The 25,286-nt window shown below is 69.3% G+C and carries 23 protein-coding genes and 3 tRNA genes; 15 read left to right on the top strand and 11 right to left on the bottom strand.

Annotated elements, in window-relative coordinates; genetic code table 11:
* Positions 1 to 124: 124 nt before the first annotated feature.
* Positions 125 to 1,942, top strand: a complete 1,818-nt coding sequence (locus tag ACFOGJ_RS06020) for an EAL domain-containing protein (RefSeq protein ID WP_379898896.1) — start codon at positions 125 to 127, stop codon at positions 1,940 to 1,942.
* On the opposite strand, the gene ACFOGJ_RS06015 is transcribed toward ACFOGJ_RS06020, so the two are convergent.
* Positions 1,939 to 2,730 (bottom strand): Crp/Fnr family transcriptional regulator, encoded by a 792-nt coding sequence (locus ACFOGJ_RS06015; RefSeq protein ID WP_379898895.1) that lies wholly within the window; start codon positions 2,728 to 2,730, stop codon positions 1,939 to 1,941. The two genes, ACFOGJ_RS06020 and ACFOGJ_RS06015, sit on opposite strands and share 4 nt — an antisense overlap.
* A 470-nt stretch (positions 2,731 to 3,200) precedes the next feature.
* Between ACFOGJ_RS06015 and ACFOGJ_RS06010 the strand changes: the two genes are divergently transcribed.
* Together ACFOGJ_RS06010 and ACFOGJ_RS06005 are read left to right on the top strand one after the other, a co-directional pair.
* On the top strand, positions 3,201 to 3,332 hold the full coding sequence (locus tag ACFOGJ_RS06010; RefSeq protein WP_379898894.1) for a hypothetical protein: 132 nt from the start codon (positions 3,201 to 3,203) through the stop codon (positions 3,330 to 3,332).
* A 113-nt stretch (positions 3,333 to 3,445) separates the two neighbouring features.
* Positions 3,446 to 3,838 carry a hypothetical protein gene (locus ACFOGJ_RS06005; protein WP_379898893.1) on the top strand — a complete coding sequence of 131 codons (393 nt, stop codon included), beginning with the start codon at positions 3,446 to 3,448 and terminating at the stop codon, positions 3,836 to 3,838.
* A 69-nt stretch (positions 3,839 to 3,907) separates the two neighbouring features.
* Here the strand turns inward: ACFOGJ_RS06005 and ACFOGJ_RS06000 are convergent.
* The 5 genes from ACFOGJ_RS06000 to ACFOGJ_RS05980 all read right to left on the bottom strand — a co-directional run bounded on the left by ACFOGJ_RS06000 (position 3,908) and on the right by ACFOGJ_RS05980 (position 6,157).
* Positions 3,908 to 3,984 (bottom strand) — tRNA-Arg (locus ACFOGJ_RS06000).
* A 31-nt stretch (positions 3,985 to 4,015) separates the two neighbouring features.
* On the bottom strand, positions 4,016 to 4,306 hold the full coding sequence (locus ACFOGJ_RS05995) for an ETC complex I subunit (protein ID WP_379898892.1): 291 nt from the start codon (positions 4,304 to 4,306) through the stop codon (positions 4,016 to 4,018).
* 68 nt (positions 4,307 to 4,374) lie between these two features.
* Positions 4,375 to 4,451, bottom strand: a tRNA-Pro gene (locus ACFOGJ_RS05990).
* 172 nt (positions 4,452 to 4,623) lie between these two features.
* The gene (locus ACFOGJ_RS05985) at positions 4,624 to 5,382 is read right to left on the bottom strand and encodes an SDR family NAD(P)-dependent oxidoreductase (protein ID WP_379898891.1); all 759 of its coding nucleotides are present in this window, start codon (positions 5,380 to 5,382) and stop codon (positions 4,624 to 4,626) included.
* Between the two features lie 7 nt (positions 5,383 to 5,389).
* Positions 5,390 to 6,157: a glucose 1-dehydrogenase gene (locus ACFOGJ_RS05980; RefSeq protein ID WP_379898890.1), complete on the bottom strand. Its 768-nt coding sequence runs from the start codon at positions 6,155 to 6,157 to the stop codon at positions 5,390 to 5,392.
* Positions 6,158 to 6,322: 165 nt separating this feature from the next.
* Between ACFOGJ_RS05980 and ACFOGJ_RS05975 the strand changes: the two genes are divergently transcribed.
* Complete coding sequence (locus tag ACFOGJ_RS05975; protein WP_379898889.1) at positions 6,323 to 6,808, top strand: acyl-CoA thioesterase; 486 nt, start codon at positions 6,323 to 6,325, stop codon at positions 6,806 to 6,808.
* A 59-nt stretch (positions 6,809 to 6,867) separates the two neighbouring features.
* On the opposite strand, the gene ACFOGJ_RS05970 is transcribed toward ACFOGJ_RS05975, so the two are convergent.
* Positions 6,868 to 6,944: transfer RNA gene (locus ACFOGJ_RS05970), tRNA-His, on the bottom strand.
* 445 nt (positions 6,945 to 7,389) lie between these two features.
* On the opposite strand from ACFOGJ_RS05970, the gene ACFOGJ_RS05965 reads away from it, so the two are divergent.
* Both ACFOGJ_RS05965 and glnA read left to right on the top strand, forming a co-directional pair.
* On the top strand, positions 7,390 to 7,728 hold the full coding sequence (locus tag ACFOGJ_RS05965; protein WP_379898920.1) for a P-II family nitrogen regulator: 339 nt from the start codon (positions 7,390 to 7,392) through the stop codon (positions 7,726 to 7,728).
* A 217-nt stretch (positions 7,729 to 7,945) separates the two neighbouring features.
* Positions 7,946 to 9,355, top strand: coding sequence for a type I glutamate--ammonia ligase (gene glnA / locus ACFOGJ_RS05960; RefSeq protein WP_379898888.1), 1,410 nt, complete (start codon positions 7,946 to 7,948; stop codon positions 9,353 to 9,355).
* A gap of 138 nt (positions 9,356 to 9,493) precedes the next feature.
* On the opposite strand, the gene secD is transcribed toward glnA, so the two are convergent.
* The 3 genes from secD to ACFOGJ_RS05945 all read right to left on the bottom strand — a co-directional run bounded on the left by secD (position 9,494) and on the right by ACFOGJ_RS05945 (position 13,697).
* A complete protein-coding gene (secD, locus tag ACFOGJ_RS05955) occupies positions 9,494 to 12,061 on the bottom strand; it encodes a protein translocase subunit SecD (protein ID WP_379898887.1) in 2,568 nt (855 codons plus the stop codon).
* 596 nt (positions 12,062 to 12,657) lie between these two features.
* Entirely contained in the window at positions 12,658 to 13,263 is a 606-nt protein-coding gene (locus ACFOGJ_RS05950) for a hypothetical protein (protein ID WP_379898886.1), read from the bottom strand.
* Positions 13,263 to 13,697, bottom strand: a complete 435-nt coding sequence (locus tag ACFOGJ_RS05945) for an acyl-CoA thioesterase (protein WP_379898885.1) — start codon at positions 13,695 to 13,697, stop codon at positions 13,263 to 13,265. The genes ACFOGJ_RS05950 and ACFOGJ_RS05945 overlap by 1 nt, the downstream gene beginning before the upstream one ends.
* Positions 13,698 to 13,835: 138 nt before the next feature.
* On the opposite strand from ACFOGJ_RS05945, the gene parE reads away from it, so the two are divergent.
* The 3 genes from parE to ACFOGJ_RS05930 all read left to right on the top strand — a co-directional run bounded on the left by parE (position 13,836) and on the right by ACFOGJ_RS05930 (position 18,599).
* Positions 13,836 to 15,806: a DNA topoisomerase IV subunit B gene (gene parE / locus ACFOGJ_RS05940; protein ID WP_379898884.1), complete on the top strand. Its 1,971-nt coding sequence runs from the start codon at positions 13,836 to 13,838 to the stop codon at positions 15,804 to 15,806.
* A gap of 63 nt (positions 15,807 to 15,869) precedes the next feature.
* A complete protein-coding gene (locus ACFOGJ_RS05935) occupies positions 15,870 to 16,481 on the top strand; it encodes a hypothetical protein (protein ID WP_379898883.1) in 612 nt (203 codons plus the stop codon).
* Positions 16,482 to 16,895: 414 nt separating this feature from the next.
* The gene (locus ACFOGJ_RS05930) at positions 16,896 to 18,599 is read left to right on the top strand and encodes a DEAD/DEAH box helicase (RefSeq protein ID WP_379898882.1); all 1,704 of its coding nucleotides are present in this window, start codon (positions 16,896 to 16,898) and stop codon (positions 18,597 to 18,599) included.
* A gap of 82 nt (positions 18,600 to 18,681) precedes the next feature.
* Here ACFOGJ_RS05930 and ACFOGJ_RS05925 read toward each other — a convergent pair whose 3' ends face one another.
* On the bottom strand, positions 18,682 to 19,089 hold the full coding sequence (locus tag ACFOGJ_RS05925) for a RidA family protein (RefSeq protein ID WP_379898881.1): 408 nt from the start codon (positions 19,087 to 19,089) through the stop codon (positions 18,682 to 18,684).
* A gap of 200 nt (positions 19,090 to 19,289) precedes the next feature.
* Here ACFOGJ_RS05925 and ACFOGJ_RS05920 point away from each other — a divergent pair, with 200 nt between their 5' ends.
* The 6 genes from ACFOGJ_RS05920 (at position 19,290) to ACFOGJ_RS05895 (ending at position 25,276) form a co-directional block, all read left to right on the top strand.
* Positions 19,290 to 20,189 carry a LysR family transcriptional regulator gene (locus ACFOGJ_RS05920; protein WP_379898880.1) on the top strand — a complete coding sequence of 300 codons (900 nt, stop codon included), beginning with the start codon at positions 19,290 to 19,292 and terminating at the stop codon, positions 20,187 to 20,189.
* A 107-nt stretch (positions 20,190 to 20,296) separates the two neighbouring features.
* Positions 20,297 to 22,588, top strand: a complete 2,292-nt coding sequence (locus tag ACFOGJ_RS05915) for a response regulator (protein WP_379898879.1) — start codon at positions 20,297 to 20,299, stop codon at positions 22,586 to 22,588.
* Positions 22,589 to 22,717: 129 nt separating this feature from the next.
* Complete coding sequence (locus ACFOGJ_RS05910; RefSeq protein ID WP_379898877.1) at positions 22,718 to 22,960, top strand: Lrp/AsnC ligand binding domain-containing protein; 243 nt, start codon at positions 22,718 to 22,720, stop codon at positions 22,958 to 22,960.
* Between the two features lie 71 nt (positions 22,961 to 23,031).
* Positions 23,032 to 23,844: an SDR family NAD(P)-dependent oxidoreductase gene (locus tag ACFOGJ_RS05905; RefSeq protein WP_379898876.1), complete on the top strand. Its 813-nt coding sequence runs from the start codon at positions 23,032 to 23,034 to the stop codon at positions 23,842 to 23,844.
* Positions 23,845 to 23,849: 5 nt separating this feature from the next.
* A complete protein-coding gene (locus ACFOGJ_RS05900) occupies positions 23,850 to 24,380 on the top strand; it encodes a MarR family winged helix-turn-helix transcriptional regulator (protein WP_379898919.1) in 531 nt (176 codons plus the stop codon).
* Positions 24,377 to 25,276, top strand: a complete 900-nt coding sequence (locus ACFOGJ_RS05895; RefSeq protein WP_449288575.1) for an enoyl-CoA hydratase family protein — start codon at positions 24,377 to 24,379, stop codon at positions 25,274 to 25,276. Before ACFOGJ_RS05900 ends, ACFOGJ_RS05895 begins: the two co-directional genes overlap by 4 nt.
* The last annotated feature ends 10 nt before the right edge of the window (positions 25,277 to 25,286 follow it).

The following is a 25,286-nucleotide window of genomic DNA, read 5'->3' as shown; positions in this document are numbered from 1 at the left end:
AGCCATACGGGCGGCTCCATGCCAGTGCGAATTTTCATCAAACTATAATATTGGCTTCATCAGCCATTAAGCAGGCCCTGCCGAATCTCGCCGCATCAGCTGACAGCGAAGAGGCCCGAGCGAGATGCGGTACGGACAAGCGCCCTCCCTGCGTCTGTCACCTGTCGCGGCGGCCGCGCCGCGCTTCGCGGACCGCGACCACTTCCTGAACCGGGTGGCCCAGGACACCGCCTACGCCTTCCAGGCGGTGGCACGTGTCGACACCGGCATCGCGCACGGCTTCGAGGCGCTGCTGCGCGGCGTCGACCGGCTGGGCCTTCCCTCCATCCAGGCGCTGTTCGACCTGGCCCACGGGCATGGCTGGCTGCCGGATCTGGAGCGGCTGCTGCGGCGGCAGGCCCTGCGCGCCTTCGCCGCCCTGCCCGGCGGCAACACCCTGCTGTTCCTGAACGTCGACGCCCGCCTTGTCGCCGAACAGCCGGACCTGGTGGACGAGATCCTGTCGGAAATCGACACGGCCGGCCTGGCGCGCGACCGCTTCTGCCTCGAGATCTCCGAGCGGCAGGAGGCGATGGCCGGGGACCGGACAGTGGAGGCCTGCCGTCGCCTGAGGCAGGCGGGCGGCCGCCTGGCACTGGACGATTTCGGCCAGGGCTATTCGCGCCTGAAGCTGCTTCTGGAACAGCAGCCGGACTATGTGAAGATCGACCGCTATTTCATCTCCGGCCTGGCGCAGGCACCGAAGAAGCTTCTGTTCCTGGCCCGCCTGGTCGACGTGATGCATGTCCTGGGCATCCAGATGATCGCCGAGGGAATGGAGACGGAGGCGGAATTCCGCGCCTGCCGCGAACTGGGTTTCGACCTGGCGCAGGGCTACCTGATCCACCGCCCCTCCACCGACCCGCAGACCTGCCTGGTCCGCTACGACCGGCTGGAGGAGCTGAACCGCCGCGAGCGCCGCAACCGGTCCGGCGATACCGGCCTGCTCCGGGAACAGGCCGAACCGCTGCCGGCGCTGGACGCCGGCCTGGGCATGATGGAGGTGTTCGACGCCTTTCGCCGGCATCGCGACCTCACCCTGTTCCCGGTGGTGGACAGCGGCGGCGTGCCGCTGGGGGTGATCCGCGACGTCGACCTGAAGTCCTACGTCTACTCTCCCTATGGCCGCGACCTCCTGGCCAACAAGACCTACGGCAAGACCCTGCGCGACCTGACCCGCCCCTGCCCCACCGCCGCGGTGGAAACGCCGCTGGAGAAGATCCTGGAGCTGTTTGCCCATCATGCGGAGGCGCCGGGCGTGCTGATCGCGGAGCGCGGCCGCTATATCGGCTTCCTGACCTCGACCGCCCTTCTGCGGGCCCTGCACGAGAAGAACCTGGCGGCCGCCCGCGACCAGAATCCGCTGACCCGGCTGCCCGGCAACCGGGCGGTGGCCGACTATGTGCGGGATGCCGCACTCGACAGCGGCCGGGCCTATGTCCTGGCCTATTTCGACTTCGATCATTTCAAGCCGTTCAACGACAGCTACGGTTTCCGACAGGGCGACCGGGCACTGCAGCTGTTTGCCGACCTGATGCAGAAGCAGCTCGGTCGGGAGGATGTCTGGCTGGGGCATGTCGGCGGCGACGATTTCTTCGGCGGCTTCAGGAACGCCGCGCCGGCGGCGGTGCGGCCGGAGGTCGACGCCCTGCTCGCCCGGTTCCGCCACGAGGTGGAGAGCTTCTACGACCCCGACACCCGGCGGGCCGGATTCCTCGACGGCTCCGGGCGCGACGGCCTGCCGCGCCGCTATCCCCTGCTGCGATGCTCCGCGGGCCTGTTGGAACTGCCGGCCGGCCGGCCCGTCCTGGGCAGCGATGTCATGATGCTGCGGCTCGCAGAGCTGAAACGGGCCGCGAAGCGGCAGGAGGATGGCATCGCCGGCGGGCGGATGGCGGCCTAGCGTGCGCTTTCGCCGCCGGCGGTGGTCAGGTCCTCCGTCAGGCGGGTGAGCCGGCCTACGTCCAGGATCGTCACCGTCCGGCCTTTGCGCACCAGGAAGCCGGCGGACTGCAGATTGCTGAGGGTGCGGGCCACCGTCTCGCGGGTGGTCGAGGCATGGCCGGCGATCTGCTGCTGGGTCGGGATCGGATGGATGACGGCGGCGCCCGGCGTGTTCGGATCCGGCCGCGCCAGGCGCAGCACCTCCCGCTGCACCCGGGCGACGGCCCCCAGGGTGGACAGATCCATGATCCGCTCGTCGCAGGTGCGGATGATCCGGGCAAGCCGGCGCATCACCTGCCGGGCAACCGGTGGGTGACGATCCAGCAGTTCGGCAAAGCGGTCCGGCGGCAGGGCCGCGATCAGGGTCGGCCGCGCGGCCACCACGGTGGCGGACCGCGGTTCGCCGTCGATCGCGGAGATCTCTCCCAGAAAACCGCCGGCCGCCACTTCGGCATAGGCAATTTCCCGCCCGGTAGCCGAATAGTTGACGACCTGCACGGCGCCTTCGACCACGAACAGCACGTCGCGGCTGGCGCTGTCGCGGTCGAAAATCTGCACACCGGCGCGATAGCTCTGCCAGGCGCAGGACATCGCCATCTGGCGCAGCACATCCTCCGCGACGTCCCGCAGGACGTCGATCGACCGCAGGCGTTCCGCCGCGGCCGCGGAATCCGTGGGTATCGCCTGGCCCTTCTGCTTCTGGCGCCCCGGCTGTTCGCCCGGAGCCTGCTCAGCACCCTGTCCCACCGCAGCCCCCAACAGCAGGCATCCCCCGATGACAGTCATTCCCGCCCGCTTGGAGCGATTCTAACCGCATGAAGGAGGCATTGGGAGTCGGCATCGCGGCGTCGCAGCCGAATCGTCGCCAATGATGGCAGGCGGGAGGGTCTGAGCCGGCGCCAGGACCGTGGTCCGCGAGCCGGATGGGTATCGCGGAACGGCTGGCGGCCGAGACCGGATAGTTCCGTCAAGCAACCCGGAAACTAAAACAGGCAGAACCCCAGGGAGGCCTGCCTGTTTCCGTGCCGCTACCTTAGTCTCATCACGACACGCACTAAAAATATCGATGCCGTGCCAACTCTTTTCAAGTGACACTTCCGTGAAAACTTTCCGGGTGGCATTCCCGCCTGGCGGCGAGCGCGGACGCTCGCATCGAGGGCCGGCAGCCCTTACATCTGATGCGGCATGCCCGACCTGACCAAACGGAGTTTCCGCCCATGCCCGCCTTGCTGACCGTCTTTCTGCTGGCCCTCGGCCTGAGCCTGGGCCTGACGGCTTGCAAGACGACCGTTAGCGATCCGACCGCCTCGTTCCAGCGACTGCAGTTCCTGGAACGCAACGGCACCTGAAGTCGGCCATGCCGGCTGGAACCGAAGAGCGGCGGCGCCGTTACTGCCTGCGCCCGGCGCGGCACCGCGCAGCTGGGCCGGCGATCGAGCCGCACCGACAGAAGGAGGAAGTGATGCAGTTCCGAAGCCCGACGACCCGCATGTCCGTCATCGCCCTGTCCGCCATGCTGGCGGCCGCCCCGGCGGCCGCACCGGCGCTGGCCGATGATACCGGGACCACCAAGCCGGTGGAGTCGGAGACAATGAAGCCGGTCACCGACGCCCTGAAGGACGCGGCGAATGCGGCCGGCAATGCGCTGGATTCGGCTGGCAACGCGGTCGGCGAGGCGGCCAAGTCCGGTCTGGAATCGGCCAACGACGCCGGCAACTGGGTCCGCGACAAGAGCGGCCAGGCCGCCGCGGAGACGGTGGAGGGCGCCAAGGATGCCGGCAACTGGACCGCGGACAAGGCGGAGAAAGCCTATGACGGTTCCAAGGAAGCGGTGAAGGACGCCACCTCCGACTGAGCCGCCGCCCCCCTGAACCGTCCCCCTGAACCGTCCCTGCAGTCCCATCCCCGCGGCGAGCCGCGGGGATGGCGACCCCGGCTGGATTCGAACCAGCGACCTAGTGCTTAGAAGGCACTTGCTCTATCCGACTGAGCTACGGGGCCGCAAACCCGGCGAAGATCGGCCGCTCCGCCGTCACTCCGCCCGGTCGTAGGCGAAGTTGTCGGCATAGGCCTTGATATGGAAGCGGCGCTGGTGCGCCGCCTCGATGTCGTAGGGGATGCCGTGCTTCTTGGCGTAGGCGATCGCCGCTTCCTTGCTGGGGAAGCGCAGGCGCACCTGCCCCTGGGTGCCTTCCACCCCCGTCCAGCCCATCAGCGGCTCCACGAACTGGGTGGTCGGGTAATATTCCAGCAGCCATTGCCGGGTCCGCGCCCGTCCGGACTGCATCGCCGTCTTGGTCGGCTGATAGATCCTGGCCCGCATCGACTGTCCCCCAACGATCCGCAACTGCATTGATCCACGCCTGCAATCCGCAGCCGGGCGCCGCTCTCTGGTCGGGGCGACTGGATTCGAACCAGCGACCTGCTGTTCCCAAAACAGCCGCGCTACCAGCCTGCGCTACGCCCCGCGCCCCGAGAGACGGCCGGACCGGCACCACCGGCCCGACGCTTCGCCGGTCGTCTGCGTCCGGCGTTCCGCCGATATCTAATCGAACCGCGCGCCGGAAGAAAGCCGCAGGCTCCCCGACGGTCGCATCCGGCGAGCGGAACCGCCCTGCCCCGCTGCCTCTCTCTGGCACCCTACAGGAAGCTCGTCGTCATCCCGCCGTCGACCAGCAGCAGATGCCCGTTCACGTAGGATGCGCCCGGACTGCAGAGAAACAGGGCCGGCCCGGCAAGGTCCGCAGGCTCCGCCCAGCGGCCCACCGGCACCGCCGCGACGAGCCGGCGGCCGAACCCGTCATCGCCCTGCAGCGGCGCGGTCATCGCGGTTCGGACATAGCCCGGCCCGATCGCATTGCAGGTCACGCCGCAGGGGCCGAGTTCGGCGGCGATCGCCCGGGTCAGGCCCACCACCGCATGCTTGCTTGCCGCATAGGCCTGTACCCGGGGGCTGCCGACCATTCCATAGATAGAGGCGATGTTGACGATGCGTCCCCAGCCCTGCGCCGCCATCGGCGCGGCGGCCGCCTTCGCCATCAGATAGACGGCATCCAGGTTGACCGCATGGATCCGGCGCCACTGTGCCGTCTCTTCGTTCAGGAAGGCCGCCGCAGCGCCCATGCCGGCATTGTTCAGCAGGATGTCGAGCCGGCCGTGGCGGGCCATGATCCCGTCGACCAGGTGCTGGATCGCCGCAGCGTCGGTGATGTCCAGGAGCGCGGTCTCTGCCCGGCCGCCGAAGGCCGAAGCGGCGTTCGCAAGGCCGCGCTCGTCGATATCCGTCAGCACCAGAGCGGCGCCCGCGCCGTGCAGCGCGCCCGCCATCGCCCTGCCCAGCCCGCCTGCGGCGCCGGTGACCAGCGCCACCCGCCCGCCCAGGTCGAAGGGCGCGGTCATGACCGGTCTACAGGAAGGAGGTGGTCATGCCACCGTCGATCATCAGGAGATGGCCGTTCACATAGGCGGCCCCGGGCGAGCAGAGGAAGACCGCGGCCGCGCCGAGTTCCTCCGGATTGCCCCAGCGGCCGACCGGCGTGACCCGGCAGACCAGGTCGTGGAAGGCCTTGTCGTCCTGCAGCGCCTGCGTCAGTTCGGTCCGGAAATAGCCCGGGCCGATGGCATTGCAGGTCACCCCGCGCGGCCCCAGCTCCGATGCCACCGACTTCGTCAGCCCCACCAGGCCGTGCTTGGCCGCCGAATAGGCGTGGATGCCCGGCCGGCCGAGTACCGACATGACCGAGCCGATATTGACGATCCGGCCCCAGCCGGCGTCCACCATCGGCGCGGCGCAGAGCTTCGCCAGCAGGTACACGCTGTGCAGGTTCACCTCCAGGATCCGCCGCCAGTCTTCCGTCGGCTGCTCCAGGAAAGGCTGGCGCGAATTGATGCCGGCATTGTTGATCAGGATGTCGAGCCGGCCATGCCGGGCGACGATATCCGCCACCGCCGCCTTGGCTGCCGTCTCGTCGGCCACATCGAAGGCGGCCACGTCCGTCCGCTCGCCGTCGGCGGCGATCGTGGCGGCCGCCCGGCGCAGACTCTCCGCATCCCGCCCGTTCAGTACCACCGTGGCACCCGCCTGGTGAAGCGCGGCCGCCATGGCCAGACCCAGGCCGCGGCTGGCGCCGGTCACGAGAGCCACGCGGCCGTCCAGCGAAAACAGTTCCGTCATGTCGGTTCCCCCTCAATTCCGCCCGGTTGACCAGTCGTGCAATGCGGTTCCACGCGGCAAACCGGGCCTTGCAGCGCCTTGAACCTCTGACCGGGCTCGGCTATCCAGCCGCTTTCCCCGCCATATTGCGGCGCAGCATCGCAGTTGCGTGACGAGGATCGCCGAATGAACGCCGCCCCCGACCGCGCCCCAAAGCCCTGCACCTCACCGGCAGAAGCCGACGCGCCGCTGCAGGACCGTGCCAGCTTTCCGCATGTCCGTGAAATCCCGACCCGCTGGATGGACAACGACACCTACGGCCATGTGAACAATGTCGTGTACTACAGCTATTTCGATACCGTCGCGAATGCCTTCCTGATCGAGAAGGGCGGATTGGATATCCAGGCGGATCCGGTCATCGGCCTCGTCGTGGAGACGAAGTGCACCTATCGCAAGCCGCTGACCTTTCCCGACATCGTGGCGGCGGGCCTTCGGGTGCGCCGCATGGGCCGCAGTTCGGTCACCTACGAGATCGGCCTGTTCCGCGGCGACGATACCGAGCCGGCGGCGTTCGGCTATTTCGTCCACGTCTATGTGGACCGCGAGAGCCGGCGCCCGGTCCCGGTTCCGGAAAAACTGCGCCGCGCGCTCGAGCCGATCCTGGCGACCTGAACGGCCGCACGGCCTGCCGGCGGCAAGGCCCTGGCATACGGAAGTGCTGGGAAGGAAGATGGGGCGAGGAACGGGGCTCGAACCCGCGACCTCCTGAGTCACAGTCAGGCGCTCTAACCAGCTGAGCTACCCTCGCCATCGGGACCGCATGCGTGCGCCGCGGCCACCAAAGAGGCCGGGGTTGTAATGCCGCCACCCCGACCGGTCAAGTGGTCCGGGCATGCCCTGCGCCCTGCAGGCCGTGCCCAGGAAATGGGCGGCTGCCGCCGGCACCGGCGATGCATTTCCGATCAGCGGCTTGCCCAATTGCTGTGCAGATGTCACCCCTGTCGGGCCGGGGGCACGGGTGCCGCCGGGACGTCATGCGGAAAAGGCGCGGGATCCCGCGCCGCCGATGGCGGGCCGCCGTCTTGGCACGCCCTGTGCGTACCCGCGGTGGAGCGCTGCCGCGCCTTCCCAGCGAAGCTGCGGTACCGGCCCAGGCGACACGGCTGTTTCGGCGGCTGGCCGCGGACCGGCCGCGCAGTTACGCCGCCTTCCCGAATGCGACGTCGGCCACGCACACGAGACAGACCGGACAGATGAAAAAAATCGAAGCGATTATCAAACCGTTCAAGCTGGACGAAGTGAAGGAAGCGCTCCACGAGATCGGCCTCCAGGGCATCACTGTCATGGAGGCCAAGGGGTTCGGCCGCCAGAAGGGGCATACGGAACTCTATCGGGGTGCGGAGTACGTTGTAGATTTCCTGCCGAAGGTGAAGGTAGAGATCGTGCTGGAGGACGATCTGGTCGACCGGGCGATCGAGGCGATCATGGAAGCCGCCCGCACCGGCCGGATCGGCGACGGCAAGATCTTCGTGTCCACCGTCGACGAGGCGATCCGCATCCGCACCGGCGAAAAGGGCGCGAGCGCGATCTGACGTCAGATGCTATTGCGACCGGGCAGGTCCCGGTCAGCTGCCGCCGAAGTGGGGACGGCGCGGCAGCCAGGTTTGCGACCCGCCCCGGGGCCACCGCGTCCGAAGGCCATGCGCCGAAGACCGCACGCCACTGGACGCCGGCCCGCCGGGGCCGGAGCGCAACCGCAACAGTTTCCCCGTTCATGCACTGTAACGGCACTACTTGGGAGAGAAGAGCATGTCCGATGCCAGCAGCGTGCTGAAGATGATCAAGGACAAGGAGGTGAAGTTCATCGACTTCCGCTTCACCGATCCGCGGGGCAAGTGGCAGCACGTCGCCCTGGACGCGACCTACCTGGAAGAGGAGCACCTGGTCGAGGGCATCATGTTCGACGGCTCGTCGATCGCCGGCTGGAAGGTGATCAACGAGTCCGACATGACCCTGATGCCGGACCTGACCACCGCCGTCCTGGACCCCTTCATGGCGCAGACCACCCTGGTGCTGTTCTGCGACGTGCTGGAGCCCCTGACCAACGAGCCCTATGAGCGCTGCCCGCGCGGCATCGCGAAGAAGGCGCAGGCCTATCTGGGCTATACCGGGATCGGCGACACCGCCTATTTCGGCCCGGAAGCCGAGTTCTTCGTGTTCGACGATGTCCGCTTCAAGGTCGCGATGAACGAGACCTCGGTGGTGCTCGACGACATGGAAGGACCGTACAATTCCAACAAGTCCTACGAGGGCGGCAACCCGGCCCACCGGCCAGCGGTGAAAGGCGGCTATTTCCCGGTCGCGCCGGTCGACCACGGCCAGGACCTGCGCTCGGAGATGCTCACCACCATCCGCGAGATGGGCGTGAAGACCGAGAAGCATCACCATGAGGTGGCGCCGAGCCAGCATGAGCTGGGCATCATGTTCGGCACCCTGCTGAGCTGCGGCGACGCGATGCAGATCTACAAGTACTGCGTCCACAACGTCGCCCATTCCTACGGCAAGACGGCGACCTTCATGCCGAAGCCGGTCAAGGGCGACAACGGCTCCGGCATGCATGTCCACCAGTCGATCTGGAAGGACGGCAAGCCGACCTTCGCGGGTTCCGGCTACAACGACCTCTCGGAGACGGCGCTGTACTATATCGGCGGCATCATCAAGCATGCGCGCGCGCTGAACGCCTTCACCAACCCGTCGACCAACTCCTACAAGCGCCTGATCCCGGGCTTCGAGGCGCCGGTGCTGCTGGCCTATTCCGCCCGCAACCGCTCCGCCTCCTGCCGCATTCCCTTCTCCGCCTCGCCGAAGGGCAAGCGGGTCGAGGTGCGCTTCCCCGACCCGGCCGCCAACCCCTACCTCGCCTATTCGGCGATGCTGATGGCCGGCCTGGACGGGATCGAGAACAAGATCCATCCCGGCGACCCGATGGACAAGAACCTCTACGACCTGCCGCCGGAGGAACTGGCCAACGTGCCGCAGGTCTGCGGCTCGCTGCGCGACGCGCTGGAGGCGCTGGATGCGGACCGCGACTTCCTGAAGAAGGGCGACGTCTTCACCGACGACTTCATCAACGGCTATCTCGAGCTGAAGTGGGAGGAGGTGTACAACTTCGAGCACACCCCGCACCCGATCGAGTTCCAGATGTACTACAGCGTCTGACCGGCGCGGCGCCGCCCCCTGCGTTCCCAGGGGCGGCGCGGCGCCGCCCCCTGCGTTCCCAGGGGCGGCGCATCGCCTGCGCGACAGAGGCGGCCCGGCACCAGCCGGGCCGCCTTTTTCGTCGCCCGCCCGATCGGTTCAGGACGCGCCCGCGGCAAGCGGGGCGGCGGCAGCCGGCCGCCGGCGGCGGCGCCAGTCGCCGAGGAAGAGCAGGATCGGCGCGGCGATGAAGACCGAAGAGCTGGCGGCGACCACGATCCCGAAGGCCATGGGGATCGCGAAGCTCTGAACCGCATGGCCGCCCCAGACCGCAAGCGGCAGGATTGCCAGCAGCGCGGTGACGGAGGTGTAGAGGGAGCGCGCCAGGGTCTGGTTGATCGAGAGGTCGATCACCTCGCGCAGGGTCATCGCCTTGCAGAGACGCAGGTTCTCCCGCATCCGGTCGTAGACGACGACCTTGTCGTTGATCGAGTAGCCGATCAGGGTGAGCAGCGCGACAACGGCCGTCAGGCCGAAGTCCAGACCGGTCAGCGCGAACAGCCCCAGGACCTTCGTGACGTCGAGGCACAAGGTAACCACCGCGCCGACGGCGAACGGCCATTCAAAGCGCAGCCAGATATAGGCGAAGATCGCGGCTGCGGCGAACAGCACCGCCAGCAGGCCGGACTGGACGAGTTCCGCACTGACCCGGGGCCCGACCACCTCCACCCGGTCGACCCGGCTGTCCGGCGCAATGGCAGCCAGCGCCTGCCGGGCCTGGGCGATCATGGCTTCCTGCGCTGCCGGCCCGCCGGGTCGATCCTCGAAGCGGACCTGAACGGTGCGGCCGTCGCCGAACTGCTGCAGGCCGACATCGCCGAGGCCGAGGGCCGACAGCCCGGTCCGCAGCTCCGGCAGCGGCAGCGGCCGGGGTGCCGTCGCCTCGATCAGGGTGCCGCCCCGGAAATCGATGCCGTAGTTCAGGCCCGGCGCCGCGACCAGGGCAAGCGATGCCAGGGACAGGACCAGCGACACCGCCAGGCCCAGATAGCGGGCCCGCATGAACCTGATGCGCGGTTCCAGCGGGATCAGCCGGCGGGACAGGAAGGGGCGGATCTCGAACCGGCGCCGCGGCCACAACCGGAGGCTGGCCGACATCGCCGCCATCACGACCGTCACCGCCGTGAACATCGAGATGCCGATGCTCATCGCCATGGTGACCGCAAAGCCCCGGACCGGGCCGCTGCCGAACCAGAACAGCATCAGCATCGCCAGCAATGTGGTGACGTTGGAATCCACCACCGTCCGGTAGGCCCGCGAGAAGCCGGCCTGCAAGGCCGTCGCGGCGCCGCTGCCGCGGCGGCTCTCCTCGCGCACCCGCTCGTTGATCAGGACATTGGCGTCCACGGCCAGTCCCAGTCCCAGGATCATGCCGGCGATCCCCGGCAGGGTCAGGGTGGCACCGAGCAGGGTCATGGCGGCGATGGTCAGGACGGCGTTGACGGCGAGTGCGGCACTGGCTGCCAGCCCCCAGCGCCCGTAGAGCCAGGCCATTGCGCCGCAGACCAGCAGGAAGCCGGCCGCCCCGTTCCAGGCGCCGAGGGCGATGGAATCCTCCCCCAGCTCGGCACCGACGGTGCGGGCCTCCTCCACTTCAAGCGGCACCGGCAGCGCGCCGGCCCGCAGCAGCGCTGCCAGCTGGCTGCTCTCACGGAAGCTGAAACCGCCGCTGATCTGCCCGCTGCCGTCCAGGATCGGTTCCCGGATCACCGGCGCGCTGAGCACCCTGTCGTCCAGCACCACCACCAGGGGCCGGCCGAGATGCTGCTGCGTCAGCCTGGCGAACTGCTGCGCCCCCGCCCTGTCGAGCTGGAAGGAGACGACGGGCTGGCCCATCTGCTGGTCGAATCCCGCCGTGGCGTTGCGCAGCCGCTCGCCCAGCAGCGCAGGGCGCGGCACCACCGCGTAGCGCGAGCCGCTCTCCACGCCCGGCAGCACCTTCAGCCCGGCAGGTGCAGGTGCGCCGGCGGCCAGCGGCGTGCCCAGGTGGAAGGCGAGCCGGGCGGTGCTTCCCAGCAGGCTGCGGAGGGTCCCCGGATCCTCGACGCCGGGCAGCTGCACCATGATGCGGTCGCCGCCGACCCGCTGCAGGCTCGGTTCGGCGACGCCGATCTCGTCGAGGCGCCGGCGCAGGATCTCGATGCTCTGCGCCAGTGCATCGGCCTGCCGCTCCGCCACGGCGGCGGTGGCGAGACGCAGCTCCAGCACAGCCGTCCCCTCAGTGCCGCCGCGCGCCACCGCGACCTCGACGCCGGCTCCCAGCTGGCGCGCCAGGGCCGTCCGGGCGGCAGCGGCGGCCGCTCCGTCCGTCAGGACGATCGTCGCGCCGTCGGTCCCGGCGGTGACGGTCCGGGCCTGCAGCCCCGCCGCACGCAGCGCGTCCCGTGCCTGCTGCACGGCATCGTCGCGCAGGTCGGCGCGCAGTTGCGTGCCGTCCAGGCGGAGCAGGAGGTAGGAGCCGCCCCGAAGGTCGAGACCGAGGGTGAGCGCACGGTGCGGCAGCCAGTCGGGCCAGTGGCGCAGGGCGGCGGGCCCGAGCAGGGCGGGAACGCCCACGGCCAGGCCGCAGACGATGAGCAGGGCATAGGCGGCAAGCCGCCAGAAGGAGATCTTCATGGAATCCGGACGGGCCATGCGGGCCCGGCGCAGCGCCGGGCCGGCGGACATGCGGGGATGTGCGTGAGGGCCGCCGGCTGGCACCGCCGACGGCGCAGACCGTCAGGCCCCGAACGGCGGGCTGCGCTGCCGGAGGGTCGACCGCAGCGGACCGCCCGGGCGTTCGCCGGCACAGGGCTGCGCCAGGAAGCTACCGTGCGCGGCCGGTCCCGGCACGGCGGGCATCACGGCCGCCGATTCCGGATCCCTGTCGCCGCCAGGGCCGCCCGGCCGCGACCTGTCCTGACCGGCACGGCCCAGGGCCCCGACATGCGCTGCGGTGCGGACGGCATCCTGGTCGCGGGGGGAATCGAACGGCGTCAGCCCGGCGCTGTCCTGCAAGGCCGGCAGGTCCTCCGGGCCGGCCGCTGCGGCCGGCAGGAGCATAATGGGCAGCAGCAGGAGCAGTGCCGCGAGCGCGGCCGTCAGTCCTGCGGTCCATCCGTCGACGAAGCGCCACTGGCGCATCGATATGCCACCCCCACGCACCGGCAGCGCCGCGACCTGGCGGCGCCCGGACCGGTCCGTTCCTCCAAATCGTCAGACTCGCCCCGCCGCACAAGGACCCGGCACGGCAATATTTTTGTGCCGGCGGTGCCGGCCGCCATTCACCGCTTATGCAGCGGCACCTGTTCGCAGCCGCAGGCCTGGTCCGGGGACGGCCAGGCGGCGGTGATGACGCCCTGGGTCTGGCGGCCGAAGATGGTCATGTCGCCGGCACAGCCGCACCACAGGTCGCCCCGCGCGGGCAGCGACCGGCCGGCATCGTAGGCGGACACGACAACCGCCTTCACCTTGCTGTCCGGCCAGCCCGTCGGGAACATCGTGCGGCTGGAATCCGCCCTGATCCACGGGCTGCGACAATCCTGCCGCAGGCGCACCGTCGCCAGCCAGGGCTGGTCCGCAGAGGCGAGCCCGTCGGCCCAGGCGTTGCAGTGCCCGCTGCAGCAGGCGCCCTGGCGGCAGCTTTCGGCGCCCGCCCGGCAATCGCGCGGATAGCCGTTCTCGCCGGGCGCCGAGAAGCCGCTCGCCCGGCCCTGCTCGTCGACCACGCCGTCGAAGATCAACCGCCAGTCCACCGCCATCATGGTCGGCAGGGCCTCCGCCGCCTGCGCCGGCCGGCCGCCGGCGCAGGCCAGCAGGAGGACCGCCAGAACCAGGCTCGCGATGGCCAGATGCGATGCAATGCGCCCCTGCCCGCCCTGCCCGGACATCACGTCTGCCCCTGCGCCTCGACCGGCCGCGGCTGGCCGTCGGAATCGATGGCGACGAAGACGAAGGTGCCTTCGGTCACCTTGATCTCGTCGGGATCCAGCTTGCGGGTGACGATGGTCTCCAGCTCCACGGAGATCGAGGTCTTGCCGACCTTGCTGACATGGCCGTAGATGCTGACCACGTCGCCCACGCGGATCGGCTGGTTGAATCGCATCGCCGTGATCGCAACGGTGACCACCCGGCCGCGCGCCCGCCGCGAGGCCACGATTCCGCCTGCCACGTCCATCTGCGACAGCACCCAGCCGCCGAAGATGTCGCCATTGTTGTTGCAGTCCGACGGCATCGGCGCCGTGCGGATCACCGGCTCGCCCCGACCCGACGCGTTCGCGCCCCCTTCGGCCTGCCCGGCGCCGGCACCGTGCGCATCTGTCATCCTTGGCTGGCTCCCTTCACTGGTATAATGCCGATTCTGCGGCGGCGCGCTCAGCGGTCCCGCAGCCTCCCGCCCGCACCGTCCCGTGGCGGCGGGAGCCTCCGTACAAGCGCCCCCCATAGCAAGCGCCGATAGCTCATGAACGATCTCTTCAACGACCCCGCGGCCAAGCTGCAAGGCTATTCCGCCCAGGATATCGAGGTTCTCGAAGGGCTGGAACCGGTCCGCCGCCGCCCCGGGATGTATATCGGCGGCACCGACGACCGCGCCCTGCACCACCTGTTCGCCGAGGTGCTGGACAATGCGATGGACGAAGCTGTAGCCGGCCATGCCTCCCGCATCGAGGTATCGCTGGCCGCCGACGGCGAGCTGACGGTCACCGACAACGGCCGCGGCATCCCGGTCGATCCGCATCCGAAGTTCCCGGACAAGTCGGCGCTGGAGGTCATCATGACCACCCTGCATGCCGGCGGAAAGTTCAGCGACAAGGTCTATTCGACCGCCGGCGGGCTGCACGGCGTCGGCGTGTCGGTGGTGAACGCCCTGTCGTCGCATGTGACGGTCGAGGTCGCGCGCGAGCGCACCCTGTGGCGGCAGGACTATTCCCGCGGCGTGCCGCAGGGCCCGGCGGTGAAGGTCGGCAGCGTGGCGAACCGGCGCGGCACTCTGGTCCGCTTCCGCCCCGACCCGGAGATCTTCGGCGCCAGCGCGCGCTTCCGCCCCGACCGCCTGTACCGTATGGCGCGCTCCAAGGCCTATCTGTTCCCCGGGGTGGAGATCCGCTGGTCCTGCGACGAAGGCCTGCCCCGCACCGCCGACACCCCGGCGGAGGAGGTGCTGCATTTTCCAGGCGGGCTCGCCGACTTCCTGGCGGCGACGACGGCCGACCGGCCGCAGCTGCTGCCGCAGCCCTTCGCCGACCGGGTCACCCTGGAGGGGCGCGAGGGCCGGGTCGAATGGGCCATCGGCTGGATGGCGGAAGGCGAAGGCTCGCTCTCGTCCTACTGCAACACCGTGCCCACGCCGGAAGGCGGCACCCACGAGAACGGCCTACGCGCCGCCCTGGTGAAGGGCCTGCGGGCCTATGGCGAGATGACGGGACAGAAGAAGGCGGCGCAGATCACCGCCGAGGACGTGCTGGGCTCCGCCGTCGCCCTGCTGTCCGTCTTCATCCGCGAGCCGCAGTTCCAGGGCCAGACGAAGGAGAAGCTGGCCAGCGCCGAGGCGGCGCGGCTGGTGGAGAACGCGATCCGCGACCATTTCGAGCATTGGCTGAGCGGCGCGCCGGACCGGGCGCAGGACCTGATGAGCTTCGTCCTGTCCAATGCCGAGGAACGGCTGCGCCGCAAGCAGGAGCGCGAGGTCAACCGCCGCACCGCGACCCGCAAGCACCGGCTGCCCGGCAAGCTGGCGGACTGCTCGCAGACCACGGCCGACGGCTCGGAGCTATTCATCGTAGAGGGCGACAGCGCCGGCGGCAGTGCCAAGCAGGCGCGCAACCGCAATTTCCAGGCGGTGCTGCCGCTGCGCGGCAAGATCCTGAACGTCGCCTCCGCCAATGCCGGCAAGCTCTCCGCCAACCAGGAGCTGTCCGACCTGATGCAGGCGCTGGGCTGCCGCACCGGGGCCGCCTACCGGGAAGAGGATCTGCGCTACGACAAGGTGATCATCATGACCGACGCCGATGTCGACGGCGCGCATATCGCCTCGCTGCTGATGACCTATTTCTTCACCCAAATTCCCGGCCTTGTCCGCGACGGCCATCTCTACCTGGCGCAGCCGCCGCTCTACCGCCTCAGCGCCGGCGGCACGGTGGTCTATGCCCGCGACGACGCGCACCGCAACGAGCATCTGAAGACCACGTTCAAGGGCAAGCAGAAGGTCGATATCAGCCGCTTCAAAGGCCTGGGCGAGATGCCGGTCGGCCAGCTGAAGGAGACGACGATGGACCCGTCGAAGCGCACCCTGCTGAAGGTGGAGGTGCCGAACGACGCCAACGGCCATACCGCGCGCATCGTCGAGGAGCTGATGGGCCGCAAGCCGGAGCTGCGCTATCGTTTCATCCAGGACAATGCCGCCTTCGTCGACCTCGACGCCATCGACGTCTGAGCCACGATGCGACCGCCGGGCCCGCGGCCCCGCCGGCAAGTCAAGCTTCAGGATGCGACCGCCATGTGGACGACCTGCGCTGCCCCGAACCTGACAGTCCTGCGACGATGGCTCGCTGCGGCAGGTGCGGCCCTGCTGCTGGCGGGCTGCGCCGGCGGTGACCTGGATGACGGGCTGTGGATCACCTACAACAGCCAGACCAGCCCCTACGACCCGTCCTTCGTGCAGACGGCGGCGGAGAGCGGCGCCTTCTATGTCGAGATCTACGGCCAGCCGTTCGCCGCACGGATGGACGACCAGGCGATCGCGCAGCGCATCAGCCTGCCGCAATGGATCGGTCCGACCGACGCCACCACCATGCCCGGGCCGGACGTGAACACGAACTTCCGCGCGATCCTGGTCTTCAGCCCGGGCTTCGACGGCCCGCTGACCGATCGGGCCTGCACCGCCCCCGGGCGCATCGGCACCGGCACGCCGCGGGCCGGTCGGGTGAAGCTGGCGGCCGGCTTCTGCATCGGCGAGCGCATGGGGTCGATCCTGGTGGCGGAACAGGGCGGCATCACGGGCCCCCAGGATCCCGCCTTCCGGTCGATGCTGGCACAGGTGATGCTGGCGCTTCTGCCCAACGCCAATCCGAACCGGCCCCGGGGCGTGCCGCCGTTCGACCGGCGATAGGCAGCCTGCGGCATGGGCGAGCCGCCTTGCTGCAGTGCGGCAATTCGGCCGAAACGATACATTGACAGAAGGCGCGGCGGCGCCTACATAGCGGCCATCGGCGCATCCGGTATGCAGGGAAGATTGCAACCGGATCTGGCGCGCGGGACGGTGGCACTGCGAGCCGTGCCTGTCGGCGACGACAAGGACGGCGACGACCGGTACCACAACGGGCCCGCAAAGCACGGGCTACCCGCATGACCGCCTCCAGGCACGCCGCCTGACAAGGTCGACATCGAGGGGTTTCTGGTACCGTCCGCCACCCGAAGGCGCTCCGGCGAGCGGGGCGATTGCGCCCGAAATGCGCGGCCCGCGCCGCGGTCGAAAGGGACCGCGCGAGGCCTGCCCCCAGACAGAAAGCGTATTCACCTTTTCATGTCGTTTGAAGATCTTGGACTAAGTCCTGAAACCCTGCGTGCCGTCACGGACGCCGGGTACTCGACGCCGACGCCGATCCAGAGCAAGGCGATCCCCTACGTCCTGATGGGACGCGACATCGTCGGCGTCGCGCAGACCGGCACCGGCAAGACCGCCGGCTTCACCCTGCCGCTGATCGACATCCTGGCCGACGGCCAGGCCAAGGCGCGGATGCCACGGGCCCTGATCCTGGAGCCGACCCGCGAGCTGGCCGACCAGGTCAAGAGCAGCTTCGAGAAGTACGGCAAGTATCACCGCCTCTCCACCGCCCTGCTGATCGGCGGCATGTCGTTCGGCGACCAGGACAAGCTCCTGGACCGCGGCGTCGACGTGCTGATCGCCACCCCGGGCCGCCTGCTCGACCATTTCGAGCGCGGCAAGGTGATGCTCTCCGGCGTCAAGATCCTGGTGATCGACGAGGCCGACCGGATGATGGACATGGGCTTCATCCCGGACGTGGAGCGGATCGTGAAGCTGATGCCGCCGCTGCGGCAGTCGCTCTTCTTCTCCGCCACCATGTCGCCGGAGATGCGCCGCCTGGCCGATGCCTTCCTGACCAACCCGAAGGAAGTGTCCGTCGCACCGCCGGCCTCGCCGGCGGAAACGGTCACCCAGACCCGCATCGAGGTCGCCAACCGCGACAAGCGCGCCGCCCTGCGGCAGCTGCTGGCCCAGGCCGACGTCAAGAACGCGATCATCTTCTGCAACCGCAAGAAGGATGTGGACATTCTCTTCAAGTCGCTGAAAAAGCACGGCTTCAATGCCGGTGCGATCCACGGCGACCTGTCGCAGGCGGTGCGGATGGAGACCCTGGACAATTTCAAGACAGGCAAGATCAGCCTGCTGGTTGCCTCCGACGTCGCCGCGCGCGGCCTGGACATCCAGGGCCTCAGCCACGTCTTCAACTTCGACGTGCCGATGAATTCGGAGGACTATGTCCACCGCATCGGCCGCACCGGCCGCGCCGGCAAGACCGGCCGCGCCTACATGCTGGTGACGCCGTCGGACGACAAGTTCATGGCCGGCATCCGCTCGCTGATCAAGAAGGAGATCCCGCTGGAGACCCTGGAGGGTTTTGAGGCCTCACCGGCCGATGCCGACGATGACGCCGACCGCGGCGAGCGCCGCTCCCGTGGCGGCCGGCGCCGGCGCGACGAGGGCAAATCCTCCGATCGCAGCCGGTCGCGCAAGGCCAGCACCGCCGACGAGCCGGCGGCCGATGAGGTACGGGCCGAAGCCGAGGAGAGCGCCGCATCCCGCGAGGAGAGCGCCACGCCCCGCGAGGAGAAGCGCCCGCGCCGCCGGAAGGCGGCCGAGAGCAAGGCCGCCGAGAACAAGGCTGCCGAGAACAAGGCTGCCGAGAGCAAGCCGGCCGACAGCAAGGCCGCTGCCGCGGTCGCGGAAACGGCCGAAGCTCCGTCCGAAGGGGCGGACGACCGGCAGGAGCGGAAGTCGGCATCGAACACCGGCAAGGAGCCGCAGGCCGGTGCCCCCCAGCACCGCAAGAACGAGCCGCCCTCCCGCGGTCGCCGCGGCGAGAGCCGCCGGCGCAACACCCGCTCTGGCGGCGAACGCAGCAATGACGGCGGCAAGCCGGTGGTCGGCATGGGCGACCATGTCCCCGCTTTCCTGATGCGTCCCGCGCGGCGCCAGCAGGGCTGAGGGCCTGAAGACCAGAACTGCGGCATTCGGCCCGACGGCAATCGGCGAGGACAGGCTTATCGGCCTGTCCCCCGCCTTTCGCTCAGGACGGTACCTGCACCACCATCTCGATCTCGATCTGCAGGTCCGGGCCCGCCAGCGCCTGGACGCCGATGCCGGTGAGGCTGGGCTGCGCCGCACCCAGGAAGCTGCGCAGGTGGGGCATCACCTCCCCCACCCGCTCCGGGGTCAGGTCCACGACATAGACCCTGAGCATCACGATATCCGGGGTGTCGGCGCCGACCGCATCCAGGCATGTCCGCAGGTGTCCGACCACGACCTCCGCCTGGTCCGCCAGACGGGCGGGCACATCCAGTCCCCCCGGCCGCCAGGCGACCTGGCCCGAGCAGAATGCCAGCCGCCCGGCCTCCACCACCGTCACCTGGGAATGGTGGTTTTGCGTCGAATCGAACAATGCCGGCGGATTGATGCGCGCAATGCCCATCGTCATCCCGATCTCCTTCGGTTGCTGCCTGTGCGCCTGGGGTCGGGGCATGACGACGGCGGCGGGGAAGGCATGTTCGCCTGTCCCCGCTTTCCCGACCCGGCGGATCTGAATCTGGGCCGGCTCTTGCGGAACAGGGTTCCGCTCAGTGCGGAACCGGGCTCCCCCCGGTCCGCGACGCACAACGGACGGCAGGCCCCTGTGTCGTGAGCCGGCACAACAGCCTCAACGAGATCCTCGTCTTCATGGCCGTCGCCGACGGCGGCAGTTTCGTTGCCGGCGGCCGCACCCTGGGGCTGACCGGATCGGCAGCGGGCAAGGCTGTCGCCCGGCTGGAAAGTAGGCTGGGCCGCCGCCTCTTCCACCGCACCACCCGTGCGATCGCCCTGACGGACGACGGCCGGCGCCTTTACGACCACGGTCTGCGGGTGCTGGAGGCACTCGACCAGGCGGAAGCCGGCCTTGCCGCTGACGACGGCATGCCGCGGGGCAGGCTCCGACTCACCCTGCCTGACGCCTTCGGCCGCATTGTCGTGCTGCCGCTGGTCCGGCAGTTCCTTCAGCGCTGGCCGGAGGTCCGGATCGAGATCAGCCTCACCGACCGGCCGGTCGATATCGTCGAGGAGGGCTTCGACCTGGCCGTCCGCATCGGTGGGGCGGACGCACCTGCCGGACTGATCTGTCGCACGATTGCCGGCTACCGCGCGATGCTCTGCGCTGCCCCTGCCTATCTTGCCGCGCGCGGCATGCCGGCCCATGCGGACGCGCTGGCGCGCCACGACTGCCTGCTGTTCCACAGCCGCAGCGGGACGCAGCGCTGGCGTCATCGCGATGCCGCGGGGACATGGCAGAGGATTCCGGCCAGCGGCCGGCTGCGCCTGGACAGCGGCGAGGCACTCCGCGATGCCGCCGTCGCCGGCCTTGGCATCGCCTTCCTGCCGGAGTTCCTGGTCGCCGGGCAGTTGGCCGCCGGCGATCTTCAGGAGGTGCTGCCCGACCTGGACTTCGGGGCCGCCCGGATCGTCGTACTGTACCCGGGCCGGCGGCTGGTAGAACCGCGGGTCAGGCGGTTCGTTGATCTGCTGGTCGCCGAACTCAGGACCTGAACCGCCGCAGTGCCGCTTGGCCAGCAAGCCTCGGCGGGTGTAGCCTCAGTTCTCCTGCAGTCCAGGTTAAATCTGCAGACCACGGAACCGATGCGGGACAGGGATCCGTGCCACCGCCCATTTCGCCGATCCGGGCCCTGATGCGGCACCATCGCCGCAGACTTCTTGTCGGCGCCATCGCCTGCGGCATGGCGGCCACTGCCTTTGCCCCCCTGTTCTGGACCGTCCCCTGGTCCGGATGGCTGCCGCCGGCCGGGTTGGCGCTGGGCGGCCTCGCCCTGATCGCGCTGCTGCGGGGCGATCTCCTGCTCGGCCACCGGGCTCGCGCCGCCAGGCCCGACGCGCCGTCCCATGCGACCGGCTCCGGCAGCGTCATGGCCGCCCTCGATGCCGTGAACATCGGCGTCCTTCGCTTCGACAGCGAGGACCGGCTGTTGGACTGGAACGAGGCGATGGAGACTTTCTTCCCTCAACTGTTGGGAGTCGCGGAGCCCAATGCGACCTTCCGCGAACTGGCGGAAATGACGGTCCGCAGCGGCTACCTGCATGCGCCGGAAGGTGCGGATGCCTGGCTGGCACGGCGGATGCGCATCCATGCCGAAGGGGGCGGCCAGTTCGAGCAGCGCTATCGCGACGGCCGCTGGCTGCTGGTCAACGAGCATCGCGACCCGCGGGGGGAGCTGATCGGCGTCTATACCGACATCAGCTATGTGAAGCAGACCGAGGCCCGGCTGAGCGCCGCGGTGGATGCCCTGGGCGAGGGCATGATGGTGTTCGACCGGGAGGCCAGGCTGCTCCTGTACAACGCCCAGATGGCGCGCCTGACCGATGCGGAGTTCGTGTCGCTGCTGGAGCCCGGTCGGCATATGTGCAGCCTGGCCCGGCAGGCGCGGCGGCTGGGCTGGATCCCGCCGCGGCTGCTGCGCCGCGCCCTCCCCACCGGGGAGAACATCACGCCGTCGCGCTGGGAATGGCAGCTTGCCGACGGCCGGCGGGTGCTGGTGGCGCTGCAGATGGTGGCGGGCGGCGATATCCTGGTCTCGGTCCGCGACGTCACCGAGACGCGCGAACGCGAGCTGCGCCTGACCGAGAGCGAATCCCGCCTGCGCCATGCGGTCGAGGACCTCGCCCGCTCGCAGGAGATGATGGAACAGCAGTCCGCGCATCTGGTCCAGCTGGCGGAGGATTATGCCGCGGCCCGCCAGAAGGCGGAGGAGGCCAGCCGCGCCAAGACCGACTTCCTGGCGATGATGAGCCACGAGATCCGCACGCCGATGACCGGCATCCTGGGCATGATCGACCTGATGGAGGGGACGCGGCTGGACGCGCTGCAGCGGGACTACCTGTCCACGATGCGGCGGACCGGCGATGCATTGCTGACCATCATCAACGACATCCTCGACCTGTCGAAACTGGAATCCGGCAATTTCCAGCTGCACAACGAGGTCTTCAACATCGGCCATGTGGTCAGCGACGTGGTCGACCTGCTGGCATTGCGGGCGGCGGAAAAGGGCCTGCGCATCGAGGTCGGCGAGGCGCTGCACATCCCGCCCTGGCTGGAGGGCGATCCCGGCCGGCTGCGCCAGGTCCTGCTGAACCTGATCGGCAATGCGGTAAAGTTCACCGATACCGGCCATGTCCGCGTCCGGATCTCCGTCGACGGCCTGCCGGCCAATGGCGAGCCTGCGCGCGCCGCGCCGGGCACGCCGCTGGTGCTGCGTTTCCTTGTGGAGGATACCGGCATCGGTATCTCCGAAGAGCAGGCGCGCAGCCTGTTCGATCCCTTCGCCCAGGCCGACAGCTCGGCCGCGCGGCGCTACGGCGGGACAGGTCTGGGCCTGGCGATCTGCCGCCGCCTGACCCGGATGCTGGGCGGCGATATCGGCTTCGACAGCCTGCCCGGGCAGGGCAGCCGCTTCTGGTTCACGATCGCCACCACCGTGGCGGAGGAACCCTGCCTGATGCTGGGCGAGGAGTCCGCCGCCGCGCCGGAAGCCGCCGGTGAGTCGCATCTCCTGGTGGCGGAGGATACCGAGGTGAACCGGTTCCTCGCCAAGACGATGCTGGAGGGCGCCGGCTACCGGGTCACAACCGTGACCAATGGCCGCGAGGCGGTCGAGGCGCTGCAGGTACAGCGGTTCGACGCCATCCTGATGGACATCCACATGCCCGAACTGGACGGCATCGCGGCGACCCGCCAGATCCGCGCCATGCTGCCGCCGCTCTGCGACACGCCGGTGATCGCGCTGACCGCCAATGTCATGGCCCATGACCGGCAGAAGATGCTGGATGCCGGCATGGACGATTTCGTCGCCAAGCCGATCGACCGCGGCGGCATGCTGGCGGCAGTGTCGCGGCAGGTGCGCCGCTTCGCCGGCATTGGCGACGCGGCGCAATAGGCGCGGCGTCCGGGCCGCATCCCGCCGACGCCCCTTGCACGCCAAGCGCCGGCACGGCAGCTTTGCGGCCCGGGCCGGCCTTTGGATGCGCCAGCCGCCCGGCCGGGCAGGACTGCGGGAGAGACCGACATGCAAACGATCTTCGTCATGGTGAAGTGCGAGCTCGGCCGGGCCTATGACGTGGCCGTGGAGGCCGTCGAATCGGTCGAGCAGGTCTCGGAAGTGCATTCCGTCTCCGGCCAGTACGACCTGCTGATGAAATGCTACCTGCCGGACGGCCAGGACATCGGCCATTTCGTCGTATCCAACCTGCAAACCCTGGATGGCGTGAAGGACACCTTCACCCTGATCACCTTCAAGGCCTTTGCCTGAGCGCGGGCCTTGCGGGCATCCGCGCGGGCGTTTAGTTTAAGCTTAAAATAAATTGAAAGCGGAGGTCCCGCATGCAGCAGAGGGCTGAAGAGGCCGGCACGCACCCCGCCCTGTCGGGGCAGCATGTCCTGGTGACCGGGGCCAGCCGGGGCATCGGCCTGTCGATTGCCCGGCGCCTGGCGGCGGCCGGCGCCCACGTCAGCCTGCTGGCGCGAGACCCGGTGCGCCTGGCGGAGGCGGAAGCCGAACTCCGGGCGGAGACCGGCGCGCAACTGCAGTCCGCCGCGGTCGACCTGACCGACATCGATGCGATCGGCCCGGCGCTGGCAGCGCTGGAGGCGAAGGCGGGCCCGCTGGCGGCGCTGGTGAACAATGCCGGCACGGGCAAGAGCACGCCCTTCGCGCGCATGACCGACGCGCACTGGCAGGAAATGCTGGCGGTGAACCTGACCTCTGCCTTTGCCCTCACCCGTGCCGTGGTGCCCGGCATGGTGGAACGAGGCCAAGGCCGCATCGTCAACGTGGCCAGCACCGCCGGTCTGACCGGCTATGCCTATGTCGCCGCCTACTGCGCCGCCAAGCACGGCCTGGTCGGCCTGACCCGCGCCCTTGCGGTGGAACTGGCCGGCAAGGGCATTACGGTAAACGCGGTCTGCCCCGGCTACACAGCGACCGACATGCTGGATGCCACCCTCGACAACATCACCGCCAAGACCGGGCGCAGCCGCGAGGAGGCGCTGAAGAGCCTGGTCGCCGGCAATCCCCAGGGGCGGCCGGTGCAGCCGGAGGAAGTGGCGGAGGCGGTGGCCTTCCTGCTGTCGCCGGCAGCGGCGGCGGTCAACGGCACCTGCCTGCCGGTCGATGGCGGGGAAGTGCTGAAGTGAGCGCGATGCTGGACCCGGGCGCGACCGCCAAGGGCCCTGCCGGCGACACGGCCGCGGCCGCCGACCGAAGCGCCGAGGATGACGAGACACGGCTCGACGTGCGCCTGTGGCTGCGGCTGCTGGCCTGCACCAGCATCATCGAGCGCCAGGTCCGGCGCGGCCTGCGCCGCGACTTCGACACCACCCTGCCCCGCTTCGACATGCTGGCGCAGCTGTATCGCGCCCCCGAGGGGCTGAGCATGGGCGAGCTGTCGGCGCGGATGATGGTCACCAACGGCAATGTCACCGGGCTGGCCGAACGGCTGGAGCAGGAAGGCCTGGTGGCGCGCCGTCCTGCGGCGGAAGACCGGCGTCGGCAGACCGTCGCGCTGACGCCTGCCGGGGTACAGGCCTTCGGCGCCATGACGCCGGCCCATGCCGGCTGGATCGACGGCATGGTCGCCGGCCTGGACAATGACGAGAAGCAGCAGCTTCTGCACCTTCTGGCCCGGCTCAAGCGGTCGGCCGAAGCCTATGAGAACGGAGCAACCGAATGAACGAGAACGCCGCCGCGGCGCCGAAGCCAGTCGAGATCCCGGTCGGCCCGCTGTCGGAGGGCCGGCTGGGCGGCGAGATGGCCGCCGACTGGAAGCCGCAGCACTTCGCCTGGTCGGTGGAGGGCAAGGTCGCCACGGTCACCCTGAACCGGCCGGAACGGAAGAACCCGCTGACCCTGGAGTCCTATGCCGAGCTGCGCGACACCTTCCGCCGCCTGGCCTATGCGAAGGACGTGAAGACGGTGGTGGTGACCGGCGCCGGCGACAATTTCTGCTCCGGCGGCGACGTGCACGAGATCATCGGCCCGCTGATCGGCATGCAGGATGCCGGCGACATGGACGGCCTGCTGCGCTTCACCCGGATGACAGGCGACCTGGTCAAGGCGATGCGCCTCTGCCCGCAACCGGTCGTCGCCGCCGTCGACGGGATCTGCGCCGGCGCCGGCGCGATCGTCGCCATGGCCTCCGACCTGCGGCTGGGCACGGCGCGGTCCAAGACCGCCTTCCTGTTCGTGCGGGTCGGCCTGGCGGGCGCCGATATGGGCGCCTGCAACATCCTGCCCCGCATCATCGGTTCCGGCCGTGCGGCGGAGCTGCTCTATACCGGCCGCGCGATGGATGGCGAGGAGGCCGAGCGCTGGGGCTTCTTCAACCGCCTCTGCGCGCCGGAGGCGCTGCTGGCGGAGGCACAGAAGACCGCCGCCGCCCTGGCCGACGGACCGACCTTCGCCCATGCGATGACGAAGAAATGCATCCACCAGGAATGGAGCATGGATGTCGAGGCGGCGATCGAGGCCGAGGCGCAGGCGCAGGCGATCTGCATGCAGACGAAGGACTTCGCCCGCGCCTACTACGCCTTCGTGAACAAGCAGAAGCCCGTTTTCGAGGGCAACTGACAAAAAGAAT

It is taken from the genome of Marinibaculum pumilum (genome assembly GCF_042646425.1).
Taxonomy (GTDB): Bacteria; Pseudomonadota; Alphaproteobacteria; order Ferrovibrionales; family Ferrovibrionaceae; genus Marinibaculum; species Marinibaculum pumilum.
Note: the sequence above shows the minus strand (reverse complement) of the source record. Positions and strands in the feature narration are given on the sequence as shown.

Coding starts and splice junctions, on each gene's coding strand:
- ACFOGJ_RS06020 (WP_379898896.1), top strand. CDS start 125: ATGCGGTACGGACAAGCGCCCTCCCTGCGTCTGTCACCTGTCGCGGCG.
- ACFOGJ_RS06010 (WP_379898894.1), top strand. CDS start 3,201: ATGCCCGCCTTGCTGACCGTCTTTCTGCTGGCCCTCGGCCTGAGCCTG.
- ACFOGJ_RS06005 (WP_379898893.1), top strand. CDS start 3,446: ATGCAGTTCCGAAGCCCGACGACCCGCATGTCCGTCATCGCCCTGTCC.
- ACFOGJ_RS05995 (WP_379898892.1), bottom strand. CDS start 4,306: ATGCGGGCCAGGATCTATCAGCCGACCAAGACGGCGATGCAGTCCGGA.
- ACFOGJ_RS05985 (WP_379898891.1), bottom strand. CDS start 5,382: ATGACCGCGCCCTTCGACCTGGGCGGGCGGGTGGCGCTGGTCACCGGC.
- ACFOGJ_RS05980 (WP_379898890.1), bottom strand. CDS start 6,157: ATGACGGAACTGTTTTCGCTGGACGGCCGCGTGGCTCTCGTGACCGGC.
- ACFOGJ_RS05975 (WP_379898889.1), top strand. CDS start 6,323: ATGAACGCCGCCCCCGACCGCGCCCCAAAGCCCTGCACCTCACCGGCA.
- ACFOGJ_RS05965 (WP_379898920.1), top strand. CDS start 7,390: ATGAAAAAAATCGAAGCGATTATCAAACCGTTCAAGCTGGACGAAGTG.
- glnA (WP_379898888.1), top strand. CDS start 7,946: ATGTCCGATGCCAGCAGCGTGCTGAAGATGATCAAGGACAAGGAGGTG.
- secD (WP_379898887.1), bottom strand. CDS start 12,061: ATGTCCGCCGGCCCGGCGCTGCGCCGGGCCCGCATGGCCCGTCCGGAT.
- ACFOGJ_RS05950 (WP_379898886.1), bottom strand. CDS start 13,263: ATGTCCGGGCAGGGCGGGCAGGGGCGCATTGCATCGCATCTGGCCATC.
- ACFOGJ_RS05945 (WP_379898885.1), bottom strand. CDS start 13,697: ATGACAGATGCGCACGGTGCCGGCGCCGGGCAGGCCGAAGGGGGCGCG.
- parE (WP_379898884.1), top strand. CDS start 13,836: ATGAACGATCTCTTCAACGACCCCGCGGCCAAGCTGCAAGGCTATTCC.
- ACFOGJ_RS05935 (WP_379898883.1), top strand. CDS start 15,870: ATGTGGACGACCTGCGCTGCCCCGAACCTGACAGTCCTGCGACGATGG.
- ACFOGJ_RS05930 (WP_379898882.1), top strand. CDS start 16,896: ATGTCGTTTGAAGATCTTGGACTAAGTCCTGAAACCCTGCGTGCCGTC.
- ACFOGJ_RS05925 (WP_379898881.1), bottom strand. CDS start 19,089: ATGACGATGGGCATTGCGCGCATCAATCCGCCGGCATTGTTCGATTCG.
- ACFOGJ_RS05910 (WP_379898877.1), top strand. CDS start 22,718: ATGCAAACGATCTTCGTCATGGTGAAGTGCGAGCTCGGCCGGGCCTAT.
- ACFOGJ_RS05905 (WP_379898876.1), top strand. CDS start 23,032: ATGCAGCAGAGGGCTGAAGAGGCCGGCACGCACCCCGCCCTGTCGGGG.
- ACFOGJ_RS05900 (WP_379898919.1), top strand. CDS start 23,850: ATGCTGGACCCGGGCGCGACCGCCAAGGGCCCTGCCGGCGACACGGCC.
- ACFOGJ_RS05895 (WP_449288575.1), top strand. CDS start 24,377: ATGAACGAGAACGCCGCCGCGGCGCCGAAGCCAGTCGAGATCCCGGTC.